The sequence below is a fragment of the Candidatus Neomarinimicrobiota bacterium genome (genome assembly GCA_041154365.1).
Taxonomy (GTDB): domain Bacteria; phylum Fidelibacterota; class Fidelibacteria; order Fidelibacterales; family Fidelibacteraceae; genus Fidelibacter; species Fidelibacter multiformis.
On record AP035449.1, the window covers coordinates 347,947 to 370,708 of the forward strand.

24 protein-coding genes are annotated in these 22,762 nt (G+C 46.0%); 18 read left to right on the forward strand and 6 right to left on the reverse strand.

Going from position 1 to position 22,762, the window contains the following annotated elements; all coding sequences use genetic code 11:
- Positions 1-97 precede the first annotated feature (97 nt).
- From strainIA91_RS01485 to hflK, 3 genes are all read right to left on the reverse strand, one after another.
- Positions 98-754 carry a peroxiredoxin gene (locus strainIA91_RS01485; RefSeq protein WP_400167326.1) on the reverse strand — a complete coding sequence of 219 codons (657 nt, stop codon included), beginning with the start codon at positions 752-754 and terminating at the stop codon, positions 98-100.
- Positions 755-818: 64 nt separating this feature from the next.
- Positions 819-1,757 carry a protease modulator HflC gene (gene hflC / locus strainIA91_RS01490; protein ID WP_400167327.1) on the reverse strand — a complete coding sequence of 313 codons (939 nt, stop codon included), beginning with the start codon at positions 1,755-1,757 and terminating at the stop codon, positions 819-821.
- A gap of 23 nt (positions 1,758-1,780) precedes the next feature.
- On the reverse strand, positions 1,781-2,746 hold the full coding sequence (gene hflK, locus strainIA91_RS01495; RefSeq protein WP_400167328.1) for an FtsH protease activity modulator HflK: 966 nt from the start codon (positions 2,744-2,746) through the stop codon (positions 1,781-1,783).
- Positions 2,747-2,909: 163 nt separating this feature from the next.
- Here hflK and strainIA91_RS01500 point away from each other — a divergent pair, with 163 nt between their 5' ends.
- Positions 2,910-3,485 carry a GNAT family N-acetyltransferase gene (locus strainIA91_RS01500; RefSeq protein WP_400167329.1) on the forward strand — a complete coding sequence of 192 codons (576 nt, stop codon included), beginning with the start codon at positions 2,910-2,912 and terminating at the stop codon, positions 3,483-3,485.
- Between the two features lies 1 nt (position 3,486).
- Here strainIA91_RS01500 and malQ read toward each other — a convergent pair whose 3' ends face one another.
- The 3 genes from malQ to strainIA91_RS01515 all read right to left on the reverse strand — a co-directional run bounded on the left by malQ (position 3,487) and on the right by strainIA91_RS01515 (position 7,360).
- Positions 3,487-4,962 carry a 4-alpha-glucanotransferase gene (malQ, locus tag strainIA91_RS01505; protein ID WP_400167330.1) on the reverse strand — a complete coding sequence of 492 codons (1,476 nt, stop codon included), beginning with the start codon at positions 4,960-4,962 and terminating at the stop codon, positions 3,487-3,489.
- Between the two features lie 15 nt (positions 4,963-4,977).
- A complete protein-coding gene (locus strainIA91_RS01510; RefSeq protein WP_400167331.1) occupies positions 4,978-5,370 on the reverse strand; it encodes a YkvA family protein in 393 nt (130 codons plus the stop codon).
- Between the two features lie 616 nt (positions 5,371-5,986).
- A complete protein-coding gene (locus tag strainIA91_RS01515; protein WP_400167332.1) occupies positions 5,987-7,360 on the reverse strand; it encodes a DegQ family serine endoprotease in 1,374 nt (457 codons plus the stop codon).
- Positions 7,361-7,489: 129 nt separating this feature from the next.
- Here strainIA91_RS01515 and strainIA91_RS01520 point away from each other — a divergent pair, with 129 nt between their 5' ends.
- The 17 genes from strainIA91_RS01520 (at position 7,490) to strainIA91_RS01600 (ending at position 22,754) form a co-directional block, all read left to right on the forward strand.
- Entirely contained in the window at positions 7,490-9,055 is a 1,566-nt protein-coding gene (locus strainIA91_RS01520; RefSeq protein ID WP_400167333.1) for a response regulator, read from the forward strand.
- 2 nt (positions 9,056-9,057) lie between these two features.
- The gene (gene tsaE, locus strainIA91_RS01525; protein ID WP_400167334.1) at positions 9,058-9,519 is read left to right on the forward strand and encodes a tRNA (adenosine(37)-N6)-threonylcarbamoyltransferase complex ATPase subunit type 1 TsaE; all 462 of its coding nucleotides are present in this window, start codon (positions 9,058-9,060) and stop codon (positions 9,517-9,519) included.
- Positions 9,467-10,135, forward strand: coding sequence for a tRNA (adenosine(37)-N6)-threonylcarbamoyltransferase complex dimerization subunit type 1 TsaB (gene tsaB / locus strainIA91_RS01530; protein ID WP_400167335.1), 669 nt, complete (start codon positions 9,467-9,469; stop codon positions 10,133-10,135). Before tsaE ends, tsaB begins: the two co-directional genes overlap by 53 nt.
- A complete protein-coding gene (gene rimI / locus strainIA91_RS01535; protein WP_400167336.1) occupies positions 10,095-10,589 on the forward strand; it encodes a ribosomal protein S18-alanine N-acetyltransferase in 495 nt (164 codons plus the stop codon). The genes tsaB and rimI overlap by 41 nt, the downstream gene beginning before the upstream one ends.
- 4 nt (positions 10,590-10,593) lie before the next feature.
- A complete protein-coding gene (gene accD, locus strainIA91_RS01540; protein ID WP_400167337.1) occupies positions 10,594-11,436 on the forward strand; it encodes an acetyl-CoA carboxylase, carboxyltransferase subunit beta in 843 nt (280 codons plus the stop codon).
- Complete coding sequence (gene surE / locus strainIA91_RS01545) at positions 11,429-12,220, forward strand: 5'/3'-nucleotidase SurE (RefSeq protein ID WP_400167338.1); 792 nt, start codon at positions 11,429-11,431, stop codon at positions 12,218-12,220. The genes accD and surE overlap by 8 nt, the downstream gene beginning before the upstream one ends.
- Positions 12,217-14,022, forward strand: coding sequence for a penicillin-binding protein activator (locus strainIA91_RS01550; protein ID WP_400167339.1), 1,806 nt, complete (start codon positions 12,217-12,219; stop codon positions 14,020-14,022). Before surE ends, strainIA91_RS01550 begins: the two co-directional genes overlap by 4 nt.
- Positions 14,023-14,024: 2 nt before the next feature.
- Positions 14,025-14,708, forward strand: coding sequence for a polyphenol oxidase family protein (locus strainIA91_RS01555; RefSeq protein WP_400167340.1), 684 nt, complete (start codon positions 14,025-14,027; stop codon positions 14,706-14,708).
- Positions 14,709-15,512 (forward strand): undecaprenyl-diphosphate phosphatase, encoded by an 804-nt coding sequence (locus strainIA91_RS01560; RefSeq protein ID WP_400167341.1) that lies wholly within the window; start codon positions 14,709-14,711, stop codon positions 15,510-15,512.
- Positions 15,512-16,492: a DNA polymerase III subunit delta gene (holA, locus tag strainIA91_RS01565; protein WP_400167342.1), complete on the forward strand. Its 981-nt coding sequence runs from the start codon at positions 15,512-15,514 to the stop codon at positions 16,490-16,492. Before strainIA91_RS01560 ends, holA begins: the two co-directional genes overlap by 1 nt.
- A gap of 1 nt (position 16,493) precedes the next feature.
- Complete coding sequence (locus strainIA91_RS01570; protein ID WP_400168225.1) at positions 16,494-17,072, forward strand: sigma-70 family RNA polymerase sigma factor; 579 nt, start codon at positions 16,494-16,496, stop codon at positions 17,070-17,072.
- 18 nt (positions 17,073-17,090) lie between these two features.
- The gene (locus strainIA91_RS01575) at positions 17,091-17,666 is read left to right on the forward strand and encodes an anti-sigma factor family protein (protein ID WP_400167343.1); all 576 of its coding nucleotides are present in this window, start codon (positions 17,091-17,093) and stop codon (positions 17,664-17,666) included.
- Between the two features lie 54 nt (positions 17,667-17,720).
- A complete protein-coding gene (locus tag strainIA91_RS01580; RefSeq protein ID WP_400167344.1) occupies positions 17,721-18,923 on the forward strand; it encodes a diguanylate cyclase in 1,203 nt (400 codons plus the stop codon).
- Complete coding sequence (locus tag strainIA91_RS01585; RefSeq protein WP_400167345.1) at positions 18,923-19,114, forward strand: hypothetical protein; 192 nt, start codon at positions 18,923-18,925, stop codon at positions 19,112-19,114. Before strainIA91_RS01580 ends, strainIA91_RS01585 begins: the two co-directional genes overlap by 1 nt.
- A gap of 98 nt (positions 19,115-19,212) precedes the next feature.
- The gene (locus tag strainIA91_RS01590; protein ID WP_400167346.1) at positions 19,213-20,805 is read left to right on the forward strand and encodes a tetratricopeptide repeat protein; all 1,593 of its coding nucleotides are present in this window, start codon (positions 19,213-19,215) and stop codon (positions 20,803-20,805) included.
- Entirely contained in the window at positions 20,798-21,733 is a 936-nt protein-coding gene (locus strainIA91_RS01595) for a glycosyltransferase family 2 protein (protein WP_400167347.1), read from the forward strand. Before strainIA91_RS01590 ends, strainIA91_RS01595 begins: the two co-directional genes overlap by 8 nt.
- A complete protein-coding gene (locus tag strainIA91_RS01600; RefSeq protein WP_400167348.1) occupies positions 21,717-22,754 on the forward strand; it encodes a glycosyltransferase in 1,038 nt (345 codons plus the stop codon). The genes strainIA91_RS01595 and strainIA91_RS01600 overlap by 17 nt, the downstream gene beginning before the upstream one ends.
- Positions 22,755-22,762 lie beyond the last annotated feature (8 nt).

Consider the following 22,762-nt stretch of genomic DNA (forward strand, 5'->3'; position numbering starts at 1 on the left):
CCCTCCTGATTCCGTATGAAAACTACAGAGAGAAAAACTTTTCAGGCAATAAAAAAAGGGAGCATTTGCTCCCTTTTTGGATATGATTTTGTTCTTATCAGATCTCTTTTTTACTGAAGTACCAGTCGGTGATCTCGTAGTTTTCAGTCACCCGTTTTTCAGCATCTTTTTGAGTCTTTGGTGGTGGAACAATCACCTTCTCTCCGGGTTTCCAGTTTTCCGGTGTGGCAATACCGTATTTATCAGATGCTTGTAATGCCTGAAGAATTCGGATGAATTCATCAATACTGCGTCCGTTGGAAAGTGGGTAGTAGACCATCGCCCGTAGTTTCTGTTCCGGATCAATGAAGAAAACGGCACGGACAGCCTGTGTGTCTGAAGCATCCGGCTGAATCATACCGTATTTTTTGGCCACATCCATTTTCAGATCTTCGATGATGGGAAATGGAATTTTTACACCGAAGTTCTGTTCGATATTCCGTACCCATGCAATATGGGAAAAGATACTGTCGATACTGAGTCCGATCACCTGAGTGTTCAGTTTGACAAACTCATCGTGTTTTTTGGCAAAGGCAAGAAACTCTGTGGTACAGACGGGGGTAAAATCCGCCGGATGGGAAAAGAGGACAACCCACTTTCCTTTGAAATCCGACAGACTCAATGTTCCGTGTGTTGTAACAGCCGTAAACTGTGGTGCAGGTTTATTTAATTGCGGTAAACCTGCGACGGCTTCCTGTTTGATTTCTTCATTCATAATCACCCTTTCATTTTTTTGTCAATGTTCATTATGAACATATGATTGATAAAAAAACAGAGGGTTACATATCTCCGGTGCTTTTCAGATATTTATAGAAATCGCCGTCTGTTGATAGCATGACGGTTGTCGTGCTGTCAATGGTATTCAGGTAGGTTTCCATGGTTTTCATAAACTGGTAAAAATCCCGGCTTTCACTGGACTGGTTATAGGCCTGATTGTAGATAGCTGTTGCTTTTGCATCGGCTTTTCCCTTGATTTCCTGGGCAGTACGATAGGCTTCGGAACGGATCCTGAGAAGTTCACGTTCTCTTTCACCTTCTATGCGGGATGCTTCACCCTGGCCTTCACTCCGGTAACGGTCTGCTATCCGCTTCCGCTCGGATATCATCCGTTCAAAGACCTTTTCCTGAACTTCCTGAACATAGTTGATGCGCTTAAATTCAAAGTCCAGGATTTCAATTCCCAGATCAGCACAGCGTTTTTGGGAATTTTCTAAAATCATATCCCCAATTTTTTCCCGGCCTACATCAATTTCTTCCAGTTTAATAATTTCGTCCAAAGCCGTCGAATCTATCATAGATTCCCGGTTACTTTTCCGGACGATTTCAATCAGGTCGTGGGAAGCTACGGCATTTCGTGTTTCTCCGTCAATAATATCATCCAGACGGGAATGGGCTCCCTGTTCATTATACAAACGCTGGTAAAATTTCAGGGGGTCAGTGATATGCCAGCGGGCATAGGTATCCACCCAGATAAACCGTTTGTCTTTCGTGGGTATCTGGTTTGGACGGCCATCCCACTCCAGATACCGTTTGTCAAAATAGTGCAGGACATCAAGAATGGGAATTTTAAAGTGGACACCCGGGTTGGTGACAGCTGCCCCAATGGGCTTCCCAAAACGGGTTTTTATCACCTGCTCGGTTTCATTCACAATGAAAATGGATGAATACAAACCCACGCCGATGATGATCAATAATATGAGAAGAAGTATTTTTTTCATGGTTTTATCTCCTGTATTTCCGCTTATTTATCAAGGTTCAGCAGGGGTAAAATGCCGGAGACACTCTCATCGATGACAAATTTCTTACCCAGTTTTGGCAGGATTTCGTTCATCGTTTCCAGATAGATCCGCTGACGGGTTACGTCAGGTGCTTTCCGGTATTCCTCAAAAACCGCGTTGAACATGGCCACCTGTCCCTTTGCTGTATTTACACGGTTCAAAGCATACCCTTCAGCTTCCTGGATGGTTTGCTGAGCCTGTCCCTTTGCCCTTGGGATAACCCTGTTATATTCCGCTTTAGCCTGGTTAATAAGCTTTTCACGGTCCTGTTGGGCTTCATTCACCTCATTAAACGAAGGTCTTACCGGTTCCGGCGGCGTTACATTCTGCAGAACCACCTGGTCAATCCGATAACCGGTTTCGTAATTGTTCGCCATTTTTTGAAGCTCCACTTTAACGGTACTGGCAACTTCCGCCCGGCCGATGGTTAAAATTTCGGCAACCGTCCGGTTTCCTATGACTTCCCGCATGGTAGCTTCCGCCATATCTCTCAATGCATTCCGGGCATTCCGGATCCTGAACAGATATTTAAAGGGATCATCGATCCGGTACTGAACCGTCCATTCCACGACCGCCACATTCAAATCACCGGTAAGCATGACGCTTTCATCTTCATAATTCCGGGTGTCATAGGTTGACCGTACACCCGGAGAAAGAGTCCGAAAACCGAATTCCTCTTTTAACTGGCGCTGAACAGGTACTTTAAAAACCTGTTCCACACCAAAGGGGATTTTAAAATGCAGCCCGGGATTGACCGTTCGGCTGAATTTCCCAAGACGAAGGATAACTCCCACTTCTTCCGCATCCACGGTAAACCAGGATGTGAAAAGCAGCAGAAGGACAATCACAAGAATCACAAAACTTTTAATCATTCTTGGATTGATTTTTAATTGATCCGTAAAAGAACGGAGTACATCATTCTGACTCATGATTTTTTCTCCTGTCGTTTTCTTATCTCCATAACATGGTAATGTATGAGAAGATCGGCTATAAATCTACAACTCTATCAACCAGGGAGGGTTTAACCGGAATAATTTGCCGTATGGAGGAAAGAAATTTTTCATTCAGAATTGGGGGTATTATATTTGGGACATGAGTGGACACACCGAATCGCTTTTTCAGCAGGAAGAAACATCCCGTGTGGATATCCTGGCCAAAACTCCAGATGGATTTCAGCTGGAGCTGGTCCGCCAGCTTGATGACCGGGATGCCCGGGCCATTATTAACCTTTCAGCTCTCCAGGAAAGTGATCCGGACAAACACGCCCGGTTCAATGCCACATCCGTCAGGAAATATTTCCACTATCCTAAAACGTTCCCTGTTCTGGCCCGTCATGAAGGCATACCTGTCGCCTATATTGTCGGTATCACCCTGGAATCACTTAACAAAGAAAGTTGGGTGAAATGTGATGCGCACTGGGGAATGGGCGATACCGTGTACATTCATTCATTTTTTATTCATCCCAAATATGCCCGACAAAATTATTCCAGGGTTTTGATCCGCCTTTTTTCTAACTGGCTTTCCGGGAACGGTTTTCATTATATCACAGGTCATGAAAGGGAAGAGGATCTGTTATACCTTTTTCCTGCATGTGAAAAAATTAAACGTTTCAGCAACTGGCAGAACCAGGGCGTAGATTATTGGTACTACCGGAGAAAAATCCGGTAATTTATATCCGATTTGTTTTTTCAGTCAGCTTTTTTAATCTGTCAATCCGGCTTTTATCAAAAAGAGCCATATCCATCCGCCAAGTCCAGTTTCCCTTTGTAGTTCCGGGAAAGTTCATCCGGGCCTTTTCATCCAGTTCAAGGATATCCTGAATGGGCGTCACCATCCATACAGCTCTGGACTCCATGCCATAACGGATCATATTCCAGGGGATATCGTCAGGATCGCATTGCAGACGTTGAAGGCAACGCTCTTTTTCTTCGGGTGATGCATCTTGGCGAAACCATCCCAGAGTTGTATTGTTATCATGGGTGCCGGAATAGACAATGCAAAGGTCCGTATCAAAATTTTCCGGTAAAAAAGGATTATCGTCGCTGTCAAAGGCAAACTGAAGAATTTTCATGCCGGGAAATTCAAAATCATCCCGGAGTTTTCGCACCGCTTCGGTAATCACCCCCAAATCCTCGGCGATGATGGGCAATATCCCCAAATGTTCCCGAAGATAGTGGAAAAACTCATGTCCTGCACTGGGGACCCAGTTCCCCTTTTGGGCCGTGGTTTCGTCGGCTTTGATTTCCCATACACTTTCAAATCCCCTGAAATGATCCAGGCGGATATAATCCACGTATTCCAGCAGGTGTTCCAAACGATGAATCCACCAGGCATATCCCGTCTCTTTCAGCCGGTCCCATCGGTAATGGGGATTCCCCCAGAGCTGGCCGGTGCTGCTGAATAGGTCCGGAGGCACTCCGGAGACGACATAAGGCCGGCCGTTATCATCCAGTTTGAACAAATCGGGATGGCTCCATACATCCGCCGAATTGTGTGAGATGAAGATGGGGATATCCCCGATAATCCGGATATGACGGGCATGAGCATACTCTTTTAACTGATGCCACTGCCGGTTGAATAAAAACTGTTCAAACATGAGCTGTTGTATGGATTCCCGGTGTTCCTGATCCAGATTTTCCAGAGCTTCGGCATGACGCCATTTGTATTCATCGGGAAATGATGTCCAATCTTTGCTTTGGTACACATCCTTCAAGACATTAAACCGGGCATAATCGATAAGCCAGTAACGGTTTTTTTCAATAAATTCTCCAAAGGCAGAGAGCGTGCTGTCAAAATTCCTGGCATGGATCCGGGCTTCCCGAAGCAAAGATTTCTTTTTATCTACTGCTGGTTGGTCTGAGGACATGATCTCATGATAACGGTCCTCTGGTAATAGGCCTTCTTCCATCAGACGTTCAGGATTGATAAATAAGGGATTTCCTGCAAACGCAGAAATACTGGCATAAGGAGATCCGTTGGCATCCGGTATGGAAAGAGGTAATATTTGCCAAAGGGTTTGCCGTGCCTGATGCAGTTTATCGATGAATTGAAAAGCCTCTTTTCCAAAATCACCGGTGTCCCATGAACCGGGCAGTGAGGTGATATGCATGAGAACACCACTTGATCGGGTAAAAACACGGTTCAATTAAAACCTCCGTTGCTAATGTCTGAAATCCTGTAAATCCACACGGACCTTATAAATCATATCTTTCCATTCTATAATGGGGATTTTATAGTCCCAATATGCATCCAGCAGTTCATGAGGACATGTATCCAGGATTTTCTGTATGACAATAAGTACCAGTGCCAGATCATCCAGATAATTTATGATTTTGAATGGGAACCGTTTAAAACGCTTTAAGGAAAAATTGACAGGAGATACGAGATACAGTATGGTTCCACCTAACCAAATTTTAATGTGCATCGGGGTGCGCCTGTCTTTCATCAGACGAAACAGGAGTTTTATCAAGGCTGGAATACCCCCTGCAATATGGCCCAGAGCCTCTTTCATGGTTGCATCCAGCGGATATGCGGCACGTGTTCGAAAATTCATAACTCAAATTATAACAAATACGCTTTTTTTGAAAGAGTTTATCCTTATTAGTCGACTGTCGACTAACGACTTTCGACTGAAACCCCAGGAGCGAAGCGACGCCAAATTCCAACTTCTAACTTCATATAAATGATTGGGGATTTTTTTCTAAGTGAAACAGAATTATAAGAGAGATGGGATATATGATTTCGATTAGGTAGCGCCCCCCACCCCGGGGGTAAAATACACCGAAATGCGACACAATGCAAAATAATATTGTTAATCATATATGTGTTATTTCGAATAATATAATGGATTAAATACAGTTCTCATTTAAACTTTGTGGCAGTCGTATTAAGAATATCAGCTTATGAAATATAATGGATTTGAACGCTGCGAAGCAGCGTTTGAACACCGAACGCAGTGAGGTGCTTGAACACCACAAAGTGGTGCTTGAAAACCGTGTAGTGGCTATTGAACACCGAACGCAGTGAGGTGCTTGAATCCCTTGTCACTCGTCACGCGTTACTTTTTCAGTTGACAGTGGGCAGTCGCGAGGGGATTGTAGGCTAAAAAGAGGAAGGCCGCCCGAAACCGGACGGCCTTGTGAGGAGCATTGAGGGGATTTGAGAAGTATTTATTGTATGGTGAGCGCGACAAAAAGTTTCAGGTTTTTTCGCTGGACAAGCAATAACACCGTATCGCCTTTGTCATATTTTTCGAAAGCTTTGTCGAATTCACGAACGGAGGAAATTTCTTCATCCCCCACACGAATGATGATATCTCCGGGACGGAGTCCTTTTTTTGCCGCTTCGGATCCCGGTTGGACTTCCGTGATAATAACGCCTTCATCTTTTTTGATGCCATATCTGGCAGCCAGGTTTTTATCAAGATCCTGAACAGAAAAACCGGGACCGTCCTGAACCGTTCTGCTTTCCATCGACTGGTTCAGGTTTTCCGGCAGTTCTTCAAGGGTTACATCTATATTTTTTTCTTTTCCGTCCCTCACAAGCATCAGGGTCACTTTATCACCGGGCCGACGGGCCGAAATGGTATTCCGCAATTCTGAAGAAGTATGTATTTTTTTCCCATCCACTTTCAGAACCAGATCGCCGGTTTTTAATCCAGCTTTGTCCGCAGGGGTATCTTCCACCACATCAGCAATCAAAGCTCCGGCGACTTCTTTGAGTCCCAAAGACCTGGCAATTTCATAATCGACTTCCTGAATCTGAACACCCAGATATCCCCGGATAACCCGGCCGTTTTCTATCAGATCCTTCATGACCCGTTTCGCCAGATTGATGGGGATGGCAAAGCCTACCCCCTGGGAACCACCGGAACGGGAGGCGATAGCTGAATTAATGCCGATTACTTCCCCCTCCAGATTCACCAGGGCCCCTCCTGAGTTACCGGGATTAATGGCTGCATCTGTCTGGATGAAATCTTCATAATCCACAAGTCCTACCCTTGATCGCCCCAGCGCCGATATAATGCCATGTGTGACCGTACTATACAACTGGTCGCTGAAAGGATTCCCAATAGCTAAGACCCATTGTCCCACCTGCAATTTGTCCGAATCACCCAGTTTGGCTTCCGGAAGGTTATTTCCATCTATCCGAAGGACGGCAATATCCGATTTGGGATCCCGGCCGATAATTTCTGCCTTGTATTCATGCCGGTTTGTCAAATGAACGGTTATTTCCTCAACATTCTCCACGACGTGATTGTTTGTTAAAATATATCCATCCTCTATCAACACCCCGGATCCCAAAACATCCGTCTTGAATTCCATGTCCCTGCCCTGGGGTAAACGGAAACCGAAAAAATCATATTCCCATCCACTGAAAATATCGGGACGTCGTACCACCTTCTCGGCACGTATTGTAACAACGGCCGGACTCACTTTGTCGGCAACTTTGACAAATTCAAAACTTAAATCATCAAGGACCGATGCTGCTATGGGGGTGACAAAAATGATAAGAAAAAGTAATGCTGTATGTAACCGTTTCATGCTTTCCTGCCTTTCTTTTTTTCTCCTTGTATGAAAAGATCCGGAAATTTGTTCCAAAGACGGGAACTTTGCCGGGGATTGTCTTTAAAGTCATTGGGTCAGTATAAAAGTTGAAGTAAATTAAAAACTATGAAGAATCTGAAAAAACAGAAGATATTGTGGGTTGATGATGAGATACATCTTTTAAAGCCGCACATTCTTTTCCTTGAAAATAAAGGCTATGAGGTCTTAACGGCCACAAACGGTGTGGATGCCCTGGACTTGATCCGCAAGGAGTATTTCCACGCTGTTTTACTGGATGAAATGATGGATGGCCTGGATGGGTTGGCCGTTTTGGAGAAAATCAAGACCCTTCGTCCGGCCCTTCCGGTGATCATGATTACCAAGAATGAAGAAGAATCCCTCATGGAAGATGCCATCGGGAGAAAAATCTCCGATTACCTGACCAAACCCATCAATCCTTCCCAGATCCTTTTGGTGCTGAAAAAAAATCTGGACGGGCTGGATATTACCCGGGAGACCCAGGCTCAGCAATATATGAGTACGTTTGCGGAGATGAACGAACGTATCAATGAAAACAAGAGTTCCCTCCGCCACTGGGCCCGTATTCACACAGATCTGTGCCGGTGGGAAATCGAATTCGATGAAAATCCCCGGGAAGACCTGAAGAATATTTTAAACGACCAGATATCTGAAGCAAATTACCGCTTCGAAAAACAGGTTATCGACAATTATGAATCCTGGATCAACGGGGATGCTGATTTACCCTTGTCCCATCAGATGATGGATTCCTACGTGCTTCCCTATCTGAAAGAAAACCGGAAGGTCTTGCTTTTGGTGATTGACTGCATGCGGCTGGACCAGTGGCTGATGTTATCTCCCATCATTTACCAGCGTTTTGATTCCGAACTCCACCATCAGGTGAGTATTTTGCCTACCGCCACACCTTATAGCCGGAATGCCCTTTTTGCCGGGGATCATCCGGAAAATATCCATAAAAAATTTCCGGATTTATACAGTGATCCTGATTCGGAAGAGAGTATGAACCGCTATGAACGGGAGTTGCTGGAAGATTATTTGTTAAAACAAGGTCTTTCCGGCAGCATATCCCATAAATTCCAAAAAATCATTCAATCCCAGCAGGGAGATCAGATTGCAGCGCGCTTTTCTGACTATTCAGGGACCCGTTTTCTAACCTTTGTGGTAAATTTTGTGGATATTCTGGCGCATCGGCGCTCTGAATCGGATATCCTTCAGGAGATTGTTCCCAATGAAACCAGTTACCGGCGGATTGTGCGGAACTGGTTTGAAAATTCCTACCTGTTCACCATACTTGAAAAAGCCGCGGAGCAAAATTATACGGTTATTGTCACTTCGGATCACGGGAGCCGGAAAGTCTCCCGGGGGAGTCTGGTCAAAGCGGATAAAGAAACAACTACCAGTGTCCGCTACAAAGTGGGACGGAATTTAAAAGTGTCCGATAAACATGCTTTTTATCTCCGGGATCCGGAACGATTTCATTTACCAGCCACCCAAATTTTCACCAATTACATCTTTGCCAGGAGCGACTATTTTTTCCTTTACCCAAATAATATGCGGAAATTTGAAAAGATTTATCCGGATACTTTTCAGCATGGTGGGATTTCCATGCACGAAATGATACTGCCGGTTGCGGTATTACACCCCAGGACATGATGATGGCTGAGTATAGAAAGACATACCGGACATTCAGCGCCGGTGAAACAACAGCCCTGGGAAGACACATTGCCCAGGTTCTGAAACCGGGAGATGTGCTGGCTCTGTACGGGGATTTGGCTGCAGGTAAAACAACCCTGACCCGGGGACTTGCAGAGGGGTTTCAGGCAAACCAGCCGGCGACGAGTCCTACCTTTACCCTCATCAATGAATACCCCGGAACCCTCACCTTGTATCATTTTGACTGTTACCGCATTAAGGATGCCCGGGAGATTCTCTACCTGGGTTTTGAAGAGTATTTGGATATGGGAGGAATTGTGGTTGTGGAGTGGCCTCAAAAGATTGAAACATACCTGCCGGAGGATACGATTCGTATCCGGCTGAACCGGTCCGAATCCCGGGATGATGTCCGTGAAATCACCCTTGAATTACCAGAGGAACGGCATGTTAATTTTGGCTGTTGAGACATCATCACCCGTCTGTGGTGTTTCGCTCTGTACTCCGGAAGGAGAGAAAGATAAAGAAGTGCTGATCCATCCCAGGGTCCACGCGGAAAAATTGGCAGTGATCTGCCAGAAACTCCTTCTCAGGCATACTCTGAAGGTATCGCAGCTGGACGGAATTGCTGTCTCTGCAGGCCCGGGTTCTTTTACCGGTCTCCGGATCGGAATGAGTTTTGTCAAGGGACTGGCGTATGCTCATCAAGTTCCTGTAGCTGCTGTGAACACCCTCTTTGCTTTTCGTGCTGCGACCCGTACATCCGGCAGGGTAGAAGATGAAACGGTGTGGGTCATTCACTCACACCGGGATTTTATCTATACCCTTGGGGATCATGAGGATAATATCCACTATATGAAAATGAGGGAAATGGCCGACTTTTATCCCCGGTGCCGGCATATTGTTACCAATCAGGCTTTGGAAGGATTTGATGCATGGTCACAGGATGTACAACCCATTATGCCGGCCTGGATCGGTACTGCCGTTTTTGAAAATCCTTCGGTCAGCCTGACGACCCAATACGATCAACTCAGGATATATTATGGTTCACGTTATGAACCCGTACAGTGGAAATCCGATTGAGGAATCAGAGGATATCTGCCTTCGCCCCATGAAGCCGGATGATCTTGACCAGGTGCTGGACATTGAAGAACGGAGTTATGTCGATCCCTGGTTGAGGGAACATTTTGAGTATGAGCTCCTGGTGAGTTCAATTTCAAAGATGATGGTTCTTGAGATACATCATGAAGTGATTGCTTATGTGGGACTCTGGCTTTTAGCGCCGGAAATTCACATAACAAATATTACAGTGGATCCGGAATACCGATATCGGGGACTGGGATCCCGCCTGATGGAATACGTGATAAACCTTGCTTATGAATTGAGAATCAAGCAGGTTACCCTGGAAGTCCGCCATAACAATATGGCAGCCCTGGCTCTTTATCGGAAATTCGGGTTTGAAGTCAGGGGAATGCGTAAAAATTATTATGCGTCTGAAAGAGCTCATGCCCTGATCATGAGCCGTACAGTGAGGTGAGGACATGGGAAAATGGTATGAACGAACAGAAAAACCGATATTAACGGAAGATAAAAAAGAAATTCCCGATGGTGTTTGGGTTAAGTGTCCCAGATGCAGTGAAATCATCTACTATAAGGAATTAGCCCGTCATCAGCATGTGTGCTTCAAATGCAATCATCATTTCCGGATTCACTCCGGACAGTATTTGAGCATCTTGTGTGATGGAGAGAAATACACGGAATATGACGGATTCATGCGTTCGGAAAACCCCCTGGAATTTTCCGATCCCGTGCCGTACAGGGAACAGCTTGTCGCAGCCCATCAGAAAACCGGATTATATGAAGCCATCAGAACCGTAGAAACCCGGTTAAACGGGATTCCCATTCATCTGGCAGTTATGGATTTTCGTTTTATTGGTGGAAGTATGGGATCGGTGGTAGGGGAAAAGATTGCCCGCTTGGCAGACCGCTCCCTGGAAAAAGGATATCCGTTGGTGATTGTGAGTGCTTCCGGAGGGGCCAGAATGCAGGAAGGTGCCCTGTCCCTGATGCAGATGGCAAAGACCGCTTCCCGCCTTGCCCGAATCCATGAAAAAGGAATTCCCTTTATCAGTATTCTGACTCACCCCACGACCGGCGGAGTTACAGCCAGTTTTGCCATGCTGGGAGACATTATTTTTGCCGAGCCGGGGGCTCTTATCGGTTTTGCTGGTCCCCGGGTTATTCGCCAGACCATCGGTGAAGAACTGCCGGAAGGATTCCAAACGGCGGAATTTCTGTTAAAAAAAGGATTTGTGGATGCTGTTGTGGACCGAAGACATTTGAAAAAAACGATTGATGAGGTTTTAAAATTCTATTATGCCTGATAAACCATCTATTTTATTAGTCAATGATGACGGCATTGCCGCCCCGGGATTGCAGGCCCTGGTTGATGCTCTCGAGGATCTGGGACATCTGACTGTTGTGGCGCCGGATAAAGAACGGAGTGCCACAGGTCATGCTATAACTCTTCACGATGTGATCTATCCCCGGAAATATTATAAACATGGAAAATTCTTCGGGATGGCCGTCACGGGGATGCCGGCGGATTGTTCCAAGCTGGCTCTTCATCAGCTGATGAAAGAATTGCCGGATCTGGTGGTCAGCGGCATTAACCTGGGAAGCAATACAGGATTTAATGTCTTATATTCCGGCACGGTGGCTGCGGCAGCCGAAGGGACTTTTATGGGGATTCCATCAGTCGCAGTTAGTCTGACAACCTATACCGATCCGAACTTTGAACCGGCTCAGATTTTTATCCGGCACGTAGCAGAAAAAATCCTGAAAAAAGGCCTTCCCAAAGGAATACTTCTCAATATTAATGTCCCCAATGTCCCGTCTCCCAACCATATTCAGGGTGTTGAAGTTACTCGTCAGGGACAGGCCCAGTGGAAGGAAATTTTTATCGAGCGGATCAATCCCAAACAGGAACCCTATTATTGGCTCTCCGGAGAAAAGGTCGCCGGTACGGAAGTGGCAGAAACAGACGAAACAGCGATTCTGGAACAAAAAATTTCCATAACACCTCTACAGTTTGATCTGACCGCCAAAGAGTCTTTTCAGGAATTATCCAATTTTCATTTCAGTTTTCGTCGGGAGGATCCGGTGTGAAAGTTTGGCTTCGTAAAATCCTGATTCTCTGTGTTATGGCCTGTTTATTACCTGTATCAGTCTTTGCCTCGGCCCGTTCTCTCATGGAAGAGGGATTAAAGGAATTCGAAAGGGATAATTATTATGATGCCTACCTGATGTTTCACAAAGTGTTTCATCAACTGCCGGTGGATGTTAATCCGTACGCATCCACTTCCCTGTTTATGGTGATCCGGAGTCTTTATTTTCTGGACCGTCATGAGGATGTCATTTCCCAGGCGGGACTCTTTACGGATACATTTGAAGAAAGCCGTTACAGGGGTGATGTTTTATATACCAAAAGTGCCTCGCTGATGAAAACAGGCCGTTATCTTCCAGCGGTGTCTTTTGCGTTGAAAGTGGTGTATCAGGCCGAGAGGGAATCTCTGCAACGGAAAGCCCTTGAGCTGGCCCGGGAAGGAACCCGGCAGTTCCTGAGCCCTGAAGAGATTAAGACCCTGAAAGCCCTGGCAGGTAGCCGTGCGGAAATGCGGGGTGTTGACCTTTTAATGGCTGAGAAAATGAAGCTGAAGGGAGATGTGGCAACAGCTCAGCAAATTCTCCAATCCGTAAAGACATCCCTCATGACACTTTTTGAGGTCAATTATTACAATCAGATTCTGGATGGCATGAAGGAAGAAAAGCGGGCTCAGATTGATCTGGCTGTCATCCTACCGCTGAGCGGCCCCGAAAGATCTGCCGGCAAGGCGCTGTTGGATGGAATGCTCTATGCCCTGAACCGCTTCAGGCATGATTTGCTGCACAATATTTCACTTGTGGTTCTGGACAACGAAAGTGATATCCTGAAAAGTATTGAATACACCCATTCCGCGGCGGACATGAAGGATGTCATCGCGATTTTGGGACCCCTATCCAGTCAGGATGCCATCGCCATGGCCCCTATCTGCGATTTTGAAAAAATTCCTCTCTTTACACCGACAGCAACCCGGGATGGACTTTCTGCCCTGAGTTCCTATGTCTTTCAACTGAATCCGGACCAGGATGAACGTGCTTATGCCCTGGCCAGTTATGCTGTGGATTCTTTAAAATATGAAACGTTTGCCATTCTTGCACCGGCTGATGATTACGGACGGAGAATTTCTGACAGTTTTTCAAGAACCGTTGCCCGAAGTGGCGGGATGGTGATCCGAAGGGAGTGGTTCAGCGATCCCAATGATTTGAAATCCCAGTTTATGAATATCCGTAAAGAAGCCTTTACTTTACAGGCAGCCGATACCCTCGATACAACAAATATCCTTTTGGATCCGGAACTGGAACTGAAAACTCCCGGCGATTCGCTGAAAATTACCCTGAATGCCATCGATGCCTTTTATCTGCCGATTTATCATGATCAGATCGAATCTGTCGCTCCCCAGTTGGCTTATTATAACTTCGATACTCACCTGCTGGGAGACGGGAACTGGCTGGATGAAGGTCTATTATCCCGGTATCGCCGTTATGTAAACGGCATGATCATTTCTGCCGATCATCTCATGTTGGAGCAGGATCCCCGGGTGAGTTTTTTCCGGGAAGAGTATGAAAACCAGACGGGTAAAACACCGGACCGCTTAACGATTTACGGATATGAGACCATGGTACTGATGTTGAATCTAATCGAAAACGGCAATACAACCCGGGAAGCACTAAGGCTTGCTGTCAACAACATGGGCGAGTTCCGGGGTGTTATCCGTAATGTGCGCTTTTCTAAACGGAAACCGGGCGTCAATGCAGCGGTAAGGCTCCTTGAGTTCAGAAATAACACCATTTATACCCTGCAGGAGTAATAGTGGGGGATCGTTATTTTGATACATATCCTTCATTCTCACGACTGACGGGAGCTATTGCCCTCACCAGCACCGGGACTTTTTTTGATGATGGGATTCCTGTCCAAAAACTGACAAGTGCTGTGTTTCAAAAACTGAATCTGAAGATGGAAAATGCGGTTTGGCCTGTACAAATTCATTCGGGGACCGTACATTTCACCCGAAATCCGGGGCCTGTAGCAGGTTGTGACGGCGTGATAACCGATCATGATTCCCTGATCCTCCTTTTGCGGACCGCCGATTGTGTCCCTGTTTTTATGGCAGATACCCAGGGACGCTTCCGGGGACTCATTCATGCCGGGTGGCGTGGACTCCGGCAGCACATTGTAAGCCATGCAGCAGAGTTCATGAAAGAGAAAGGCGTTCCATGCAGTGAACTGATCGTTGCTACTGGTCCGTCTATTTGCAGGGAGTGCTATACAGTGAAAGATGATGTGGCACAATACTTTCCAGATCATATCGGCTTAGATGACAATCAAATGACTCTGGATCTTCAGGGCATTGTCCGGGATCAGCTTCTTCAATCCGGAATCCCCGGTGAAAATATTCTGCTAACAAACCGGTGCACTCTGTGTCATACAGAAAGATATGTGTCTTACCGGTTGAATCAAACACATAACAGACTCCTGTCAATACTGAGGAAATAGATGTCAACACTGGAAGTCATGATCATTGCAATTGTTCAGGGACTCACGGAATTCCTGCCTGTCAGCAGTTCAGGACACATGGTTCTGACGGAAGCACTGTTTGGATTAAAAGTCCCGGGTATCACCCTTGAAATCGCCCTCCACTTTGGGACCTTCATGAGTGTCCTTCTTGTATTCCGAAAGGAGATTACCCACATTCTCATCTCCTTTTTTACAAAAATCTGGAGAATCCGGCAGATACCCCTGAATTACAGGGAAGATGAGTGGTTCCGGATGGCTGTATTGGTTTTGCTTTCCATGATTCCCGCTATCTTGGTAGCTCTTTTCCTCCGGGATTTTATTGAAGGGTTGTTTGAAAGTACACGAAGTGTGGGTATCGCCCTGATTTTTACGGGTCTTCTTCTTTTCATCACACAGTGGGCACCCCGGGTCCGAAAGCCCCTGAAAGGTTGGAATGTGCTTTTTATGGGGATTTTTCAGGCACTGGCTATGATCCCCGGGATATCCCGGAGTGGAAGTACCATCTCGGCCGGACTTTTGGCAGGTGTGGACCGGGAAAAAATCGCAAAGTTTTCTTTTATTATGGCTCTGCCTCTGATCGTCGGAGCCACCATCCTGGAAATTCCCGAAATAAAAGGGGGGAGCCAGATAAGCCTTTTCAATATTTCATTGGGCATGCTTGTTGCTTTTCTCACAGGGATTGTGGCACTGAAATGGCTGATTAAAATTTTAATGCGGGGGAGACTGTCCTCTTTTTCATATTACTGTGTTCTATTAGGTTTTATTACGGTGGCATTGAGCTGATGACCTGGTTGCAGGATTATTTCAAAGAAATGGAAAAAGTCCGGAAGGGTCAGATTCGTCCCGTATACCTTCTCTTTGGCAGCGATTTTTATCTTGCATCCACTTTCATTCAGGAGGTTCGGAGTGCCCTGTCCAACCGGGGTATTGAACGGCAGCATGTGACAGCGAAAGAACTTCGGGTCAATGATCTTCAACAGCTTCTCTATGGGACATCTCTCTTCCAGACGGGAAATTTTATCCTCATCGAGGAAATAAAACAGATGATTCCAACCGTTCGGAAAATGTTTCTGAAATACCTTGAAAATCCTGCAGAAAGCAATACGGTTATTCTAACAGCTCCGGTCATTGAACGGCGTCATGATTTTTTGTCCAAAGTGTCCAAAATGTCCACGACGGTTTATGTAAATCCCCCTTTTGACAATGAAATTCCCCAATGGGCTGTAGAGTATCTGAAAGAAAAGAAAAGGTTGGCTGATCGTGAAGCAATCATGACACTGATCCGTATGACAGGGAATGATTTAAATGATCTGGCCAATGAACTGGATAAACTGGATCTCATGCTTCCGGCGGAAGAACGGATCACCACTCAGGCCGTGATGAAATCGGCAGGATACCAGCGGACCTGGTCACCGGAAGATCTCACAGAGAGCATCGGAGAAAAAAACAGGAAAAAGGCGACAGCTATTGCCGAAAATCTCATGGATCATGGTGTCAGTGAAGTTTTTATCTATACCACGCTTTTCCACTATTTATGGAATCTGAGAGTCTTAAGGGATCCCCGGGTGGAACATGGCGAAAAAATTACCCGGACATGGCGCCGGGATAAATATGAAAAAATGCTCAATGCTTCAAAACGGTTCACAAATGCAGAACTGGCCCGAGGCATTCAGGCAGTCCTTCAAGCTGATACAGAATTAAAAACTATTAGCGGAGACCCTTTAACACGATTAATTTTAACACTGGACAAAATACTTGAATAAGATGCGGGAAACGGCAAAATACACAGACGAAGAACTGATTGCCCTTTTTCAAAAAGGGGACGAACGGGCTTATTTGGAATTAGTCCGGAGGTACAAGGACAGACTTGTCAATTTTGTTTTTCGTTTTGTGACTTCCCGCGAAATGGCTGAAGACATTGTCCAGGACACTTTTTTAAAACTGTATACAAGCAGTCACATGTATAAGGAAATCGCCCGTTTCAGTACCTGGATTTATACCATTGCCGGGAACCTGGCCAAAACAGAACTGCGAAAGCGAAAACGGCGAAAGATTTATTCCATTCATGATATGGGTATTGATGACAAGGAATTTGAAATCCCTTCGGACACGTATAATCCGGAGCGGGAATCCCGTTCAGCGTATCAGGAGAAAGAAATCCAGATTGCCATTTCACGTTTACCGGAACAATTTAAAACGGCTATCATTTTAAGAGATATCCAGGAACTATCTTACGAAGAAATCAGTAAGATAGTTGGTGTTCCTGCAGGAACGGTCAAAAGCCGGATTAACAGAGGCAGGCAGAAATTGCAGGAAATATTGAAAGAATTGAAAAGTAAGTAAGGAGGGTACGCTTATAGAATGGATTGCTACAGTTTTTCCAACCTTTTAACAGACTATCTGGACAATCAACTGAAACTTCCCCTGCGCCGTGAGGCAGAAGCCCATCTTCGGGATTGCCCGGTGTGCCGCAGGAAAGTTGAAGAGATGTCCGGACTTGTAGATGCCCTGCATGCTCTACCCAAAGTATCGGCTTCCGATTCTTTTGAAGCGGTACTCATGGAAAAAATTCGCCAACATCAGGAAAATCTTCAGCATCCCCGGAACCTCTGGGCTCTCTTTTCAACCCACAGCCGGACCTTTTCTGCTGCAGCTGCCTTGATTTTGGTGATGGCAGGAACCCTTGTCATCTGGAGGGGATATAACCCTCGTCTGGAAAGTCTACCCCCTGTCATGAATTCTGCTCCCGTCCTGTCGTCTATGGGATCGGCAAATACGACATCTCCCATGCAGCAACGTACCAAGCCTGCAACAGGCTCTACTGCGTCCTCCATGGCCCTGAAAGACAGCAGTGACACAAAGGATCCGGATAATCATGACGGTCTGGGACCTGAAGATTTCCGAAACCGGATCCAGCTGGTCAATGACCGGCGTTGAAACGCGGTTTTTTTTTACGTAACTTCCTGTGTTTCATGAGGATTTAAGAGGGTTATGAAAAAAGCCGGATTTGGTGTTTCAGCGCTTATATGGGTCTTGGGGCTCTTTGTATGGGTTTTACCTTTGCCCGGTACTTCGCGGTGGATGGATTTTGTCCATGTGTTTCTCTGGATATTATTGGGGCTCAGTTTATATTTATTATACTCCATTACGGAAAAGCAGCCGGAAACTGGGGACGAATCTGATCCAATCACCGGCTATCTGACCCGTTTGAACACAGTGTCGACGGAAGACGAGATTTTTAAAGCCCTCCGGGATGTATTAACTGCTGAATTTCACTACGATAAACTGACGGTATGTCGCAGAATTCCCCATGAACCCAATGTTCTGACAGTTATCTACACAGATGGTCCGGGAGATATGCCCGGTACCGGGGATACCCTGTCTGTCAGAGAAGGATTATGGGCGTATATGTTAAACCGAAAGAATCCTGTTGTTTTGAATCAATACCGGGATAACGCCCCTTTTACCTTCAGGCTTTCTGCCGGAGATTTAAGCCATACCCCGTATCACAGTCTTTTGGGATGGTCCGTTCATTTGGATCACTTTAAATCGGGGATTGTCACCCTGGAAAGTTATAATCCCGATGAATATTCTGAAAAAGACCTTGATACATTTCACCTGATCAGTTTAAATTTCGCGTCTGCGTATCACAGGCTGACAACCCTGGATGCGTTGAAACGCTTTGCCACGGTGGACGGTTTGACAGGCGTTCTGAACCACCGGGCATTTAAAGAAAAGCTCTTTGAAGAAGTATACCGGGCCCGGCGCTATGATCATTCCCTGACCTTGATGATGATGGATTTGGATGATTTCAAGAAAATCAACGATACCCATGGTCATTTGTACGGGGATTATATGCTGAGAATTGTGGCCGATATCATCAAGAACAATATCCGTATGGTGGATATTGTTGCCCGGTATGGAGGCGAAGAATTTACGGTTATCCTGGCCAATGCGGAAAAAGAGGCTGTTATGGGGACCGCCCAGCGGATACGGCAGAAAATTGCCGAATATCCTTTTGAACAGGATAGTGTCCGGGCATCTGTCACCGTGAGCATCGGCATGGCGTCTTTTCCGGAGGATAGTCATGACGGGATTTCTCTGATTCAGGCTGCGGATGATGCCATGTATAAGGCAAAACGGGCCGGGAAAAACCGTGTGGAAATCTATCACAAACCTAATGGAGGCTCTTAATGGCTCGTCCCAGTGGATTCGGTGCAAAAATCGCCAACCGGCAAAAAGAGGGGAAAAAATGTCCCGTCTGCGGTGAAGCGATCTCACACCTGAAAGTGTTCAAATCCGTCAACAGTGATAAAGAAGGCGTCAAGTTCAACCAGAAAATGGTTTCTGTATGTGCTTGCAATAAAAACGAAATCTTCAACTGATTGATGAAAGAAAACCTAAAAAAACCCCTGCTCACAGGGGTTTTTTATATGTGTAAACATTTTGCATAAACACCCCCGCCTTGGTAAATTGTAATCTCATGAAAAAGCTTCTATCATACACATTTCTGTTCGCCGTTTTTCTGTTTTTGTCCGCTTGTTCAAGCCGGAAAGCCCTGATTTCGACGAGTGAAGAAAAACAACGTACCTATCCTACGACGGCCGTTCAGAAATTTGCATACGGTGAGCTATACCGGCAGGCAGGAGATTTTGCCCGGGCTCTGATGGAATATGAAGAAGCGGCATCCATTGACTCTTTGAGTCCTGTCATTTATGCCCGGATCGGGGAAACCTATATGGCATTAAACCGGATGGCCAAAGCCCGGAATGCCTTTTTGGAATCTGTGGAGTTAAACCCGGATCAGCCTGGGCTCTATGATATGATTGCCCTTACCCTTGTCATGGATGGTAAGGCAGCCGAAGCAGAAAAAATATGGCTCAACCTGATAGAAAATTATCCCGGGTATGAAGATGCCTGGTACAATCTTTCGGATTTCTATTTTGAACGGAAGGATACAGCAAAGGGACTTGACATACTCCAGCGTTTATTTAAAAAAGATCCGGATAATACGGATGTGCTGGGGCGGATCGTGGATGTGTTACACCAACTGGGCCGGTATGAATCATCCATCCCCTATCTGGAAAAACTTATTTCACTGGTTCCCGACTATAGCCGTTTTTATCAGAGTCTTTATAAAACCTATATGGAACTGGAACGTACGGAAGAAGCCCGGAAAACCCTTCTCAGATGGCGGGAACAGGTAAATCCTTCACCGCAGGTTGAACTGTTATATGCCGATCAGCTGATTCGGAACGGAGAATGGGATAAGGCCCTGGATGTCCTCTATCAGGGACATGCAGTATGGCCTGGACAATGGGCTTTCCCTCATCTTATGGCGATTGTCTATATTGAGAAAGAAGAGCCGGACAGTGTGAGGAAATATTACAATATAGCCCTGAATGAAGGGACGGCTCTCCCCATTGCCTATCGAAATTATGCTCTCTGGCTAGCTGACCAGGATGATATCCGGACGGCACTGGATGTGATTCTGGAAGGCCGGGACCTGCATCCGGACGATCAGGATCTGATGTATATGGAAGCTCTGCTCCTGGATGAATCGGATGAACCGGTGAAAGCAATTCAGGTCCTGGAAAATCTTCGAACCCTCCAGCCGGACAACGAAAATGTGCTTCAGATGCTTGCTGCACTCTATGACAGGACCGGGCAAAGTTCCCGGGCCGAAGAGCTGTACGAAATCCTCTTGGCCAAAAATGGAGAAAATCCCCTCATTCTCAATAATTACAGCTATCTTCTTGCAGATCATAAAAAGGATCTGTCAAAAGCCTGGAGTATGATCCAAAAAGCACTCTCCCTTGAACCTGAAAACGGGGCTTACCTGGATACGGCAGCCTGGATTTTGTACCGGCTGGGCCGGTATCCCGAAGCACTCAATTATATTAACCGTGCCCTGTCTGTCCTCCCGGATGATTACGAGATGCTCTACCATAAAGCCATGATTTTACTCTCTTTGAATCAGGGAAGAGAAGCAAGTCAACTTCTACAAAAATCCCTGGAAAAAAATCCCGATTATAAACCGGCTCGTGACCAATTGGAGGCCATGAATCATGATTGATGTTTCCCTTGTCATACCGGTCCTGAATGAAGAGGGGACCCTTAAAACCCTGACGGATAAAATTCTTACTGTACTCCGGTCGGAAAATCTTCAGGGTGAAATTTACTTCATCAACGACGGCTCGACGGATCAAACCCCCGAGATACTGGATACCCTGGTAAAAGATATTGAGCAGGTATCCGTGATTCATTTCAGGCGGAATAAAGGGAAAGCCGCTGCATTACAGGCTGGTTTTCGTCAGGTAAAAGGCCGCTACGTGATTACCATGGACGGGGATTTGCAGGATGATCCTGAAGAGATCCCCCGGCTTCTTGCCAAACTGAAAGAGGGCTGGGATATGGTCTCCGGATGGAAAAAGGTCCGCCATGATCCCCTGAGTAAAACACTGCCCAGTAAACTCTTCAATAAAACCACAAGCCTCCTGACCGGTATCCGTATCCATGATTTTAACTGTGGGCTCAAGGCATACCGGAAAGAAGTGGTCCAATCCATCAGCCTTTATGGCGAACTTCACCGTTATATTCCTGTCCTGGCCAAAATGGAAGGCTTCCGGGTGACAGAGATTCCCGTTACACATCATCCCCGGACGTCCGGAAAAAGTAAATATGGTGCAGGACGGATGTTTAAAGGATTTTTTGATTTGATTACCGTCCTTTTTCTTGCCCGCTTTACGTTGAGGCCTATGCACTTTTTCGGGATGTTAGGACTCCTTTCCGTAATAGTGGGTGTGGGTGTTGAAGTGTGGGTCCTTATTTTAAAATATGCCTATCATGAACCCTTCCAAACCCATGTGGCCATGTTGCTTTTTGGAATTTTACTCCTGATTTTGGGGATTCAGCTTGTTTCCATGGGACTCATCGGCGAAATGCTGGTGTATCAGTTTAGAAAGAATAAAGGAAAATCAGGAGGTGATGATGACACAGGATGATTCCTACCTTTTTACGGTCATTATCCCCACCTATAACCGCCTGTCTGAAATCCGGGAATTGCTGGTATCCCTCCGCGACCAGGTGTTTTCACCGGCGAATTTCGAGGTTCTTATAGTGGATGACGGCTCTACAGATAAAACTGAGGAATTTGTTGAACGTTTCAGTCATGAAACATCCCTGAATCTTCGTTTTATCCGGCAGGATCACCAGGGACCCGGTGCTGCACGAAATCTGGGTATGAAACATGCAAGGGGGAAATACTTCATTTTTGTGGATAGTGATTGCATTGCCCACCCACGATGGCTTCAGGCCTATGCCGATGCTGTGTCCAAACAGGATGTGGCCGGATTTGGAGGTCCGGACAGGGTACGAGCCGATTTTTCACCCCTGCAAAAAGCCATCGATTACAGCATGACATCCTTCATTACAACCGGCGGAATCCGTGGACATTCACAGAAAAAATTATCCAAATATTATCCCCGGAGCTTCAATATGGGGGTCCGGGCCGATATCGTGGATAAAATCGGTGGTATGAATGATCTACGACACGGACAGGATATCGAGTTCAGTCACCGTATCCTGGCCACAGGTGAACCGGTGATAAAAGTGGATGATGCCATTGTCTATCATAAACGGCGCACATCCATAAAAAAATTTTTCAAACAGGTTTTTAACTGGGGTGTCGCCCGGATTAATCTGTATAAAATCGACCCCGGGATGCTTGAACCGGTCCACTTTTTTCCGGCAGCAGGAACCGTGTTGACGGTTTTGGTCCTTGTCCTTTTTCTGCTGGCACCTGGTTTTTTCTGGCCCTTTCCGGCACTGGGTATCCTTGCCCTTTTGATGATGGGGCTTCACGGGATCATCAAGTATAAGGATGTCCGGGTTTTTCTTTACATCCCGGTTATTGTGCCGACTCAGATTTTTGCCTATGGACTGGGTTTTATCCAGGCTTATTATAAACGGGTGATTTTAAAACAGGATGCGTTTACCGGCTTTGTCCGAAATTACTATAAATAATCAACTAT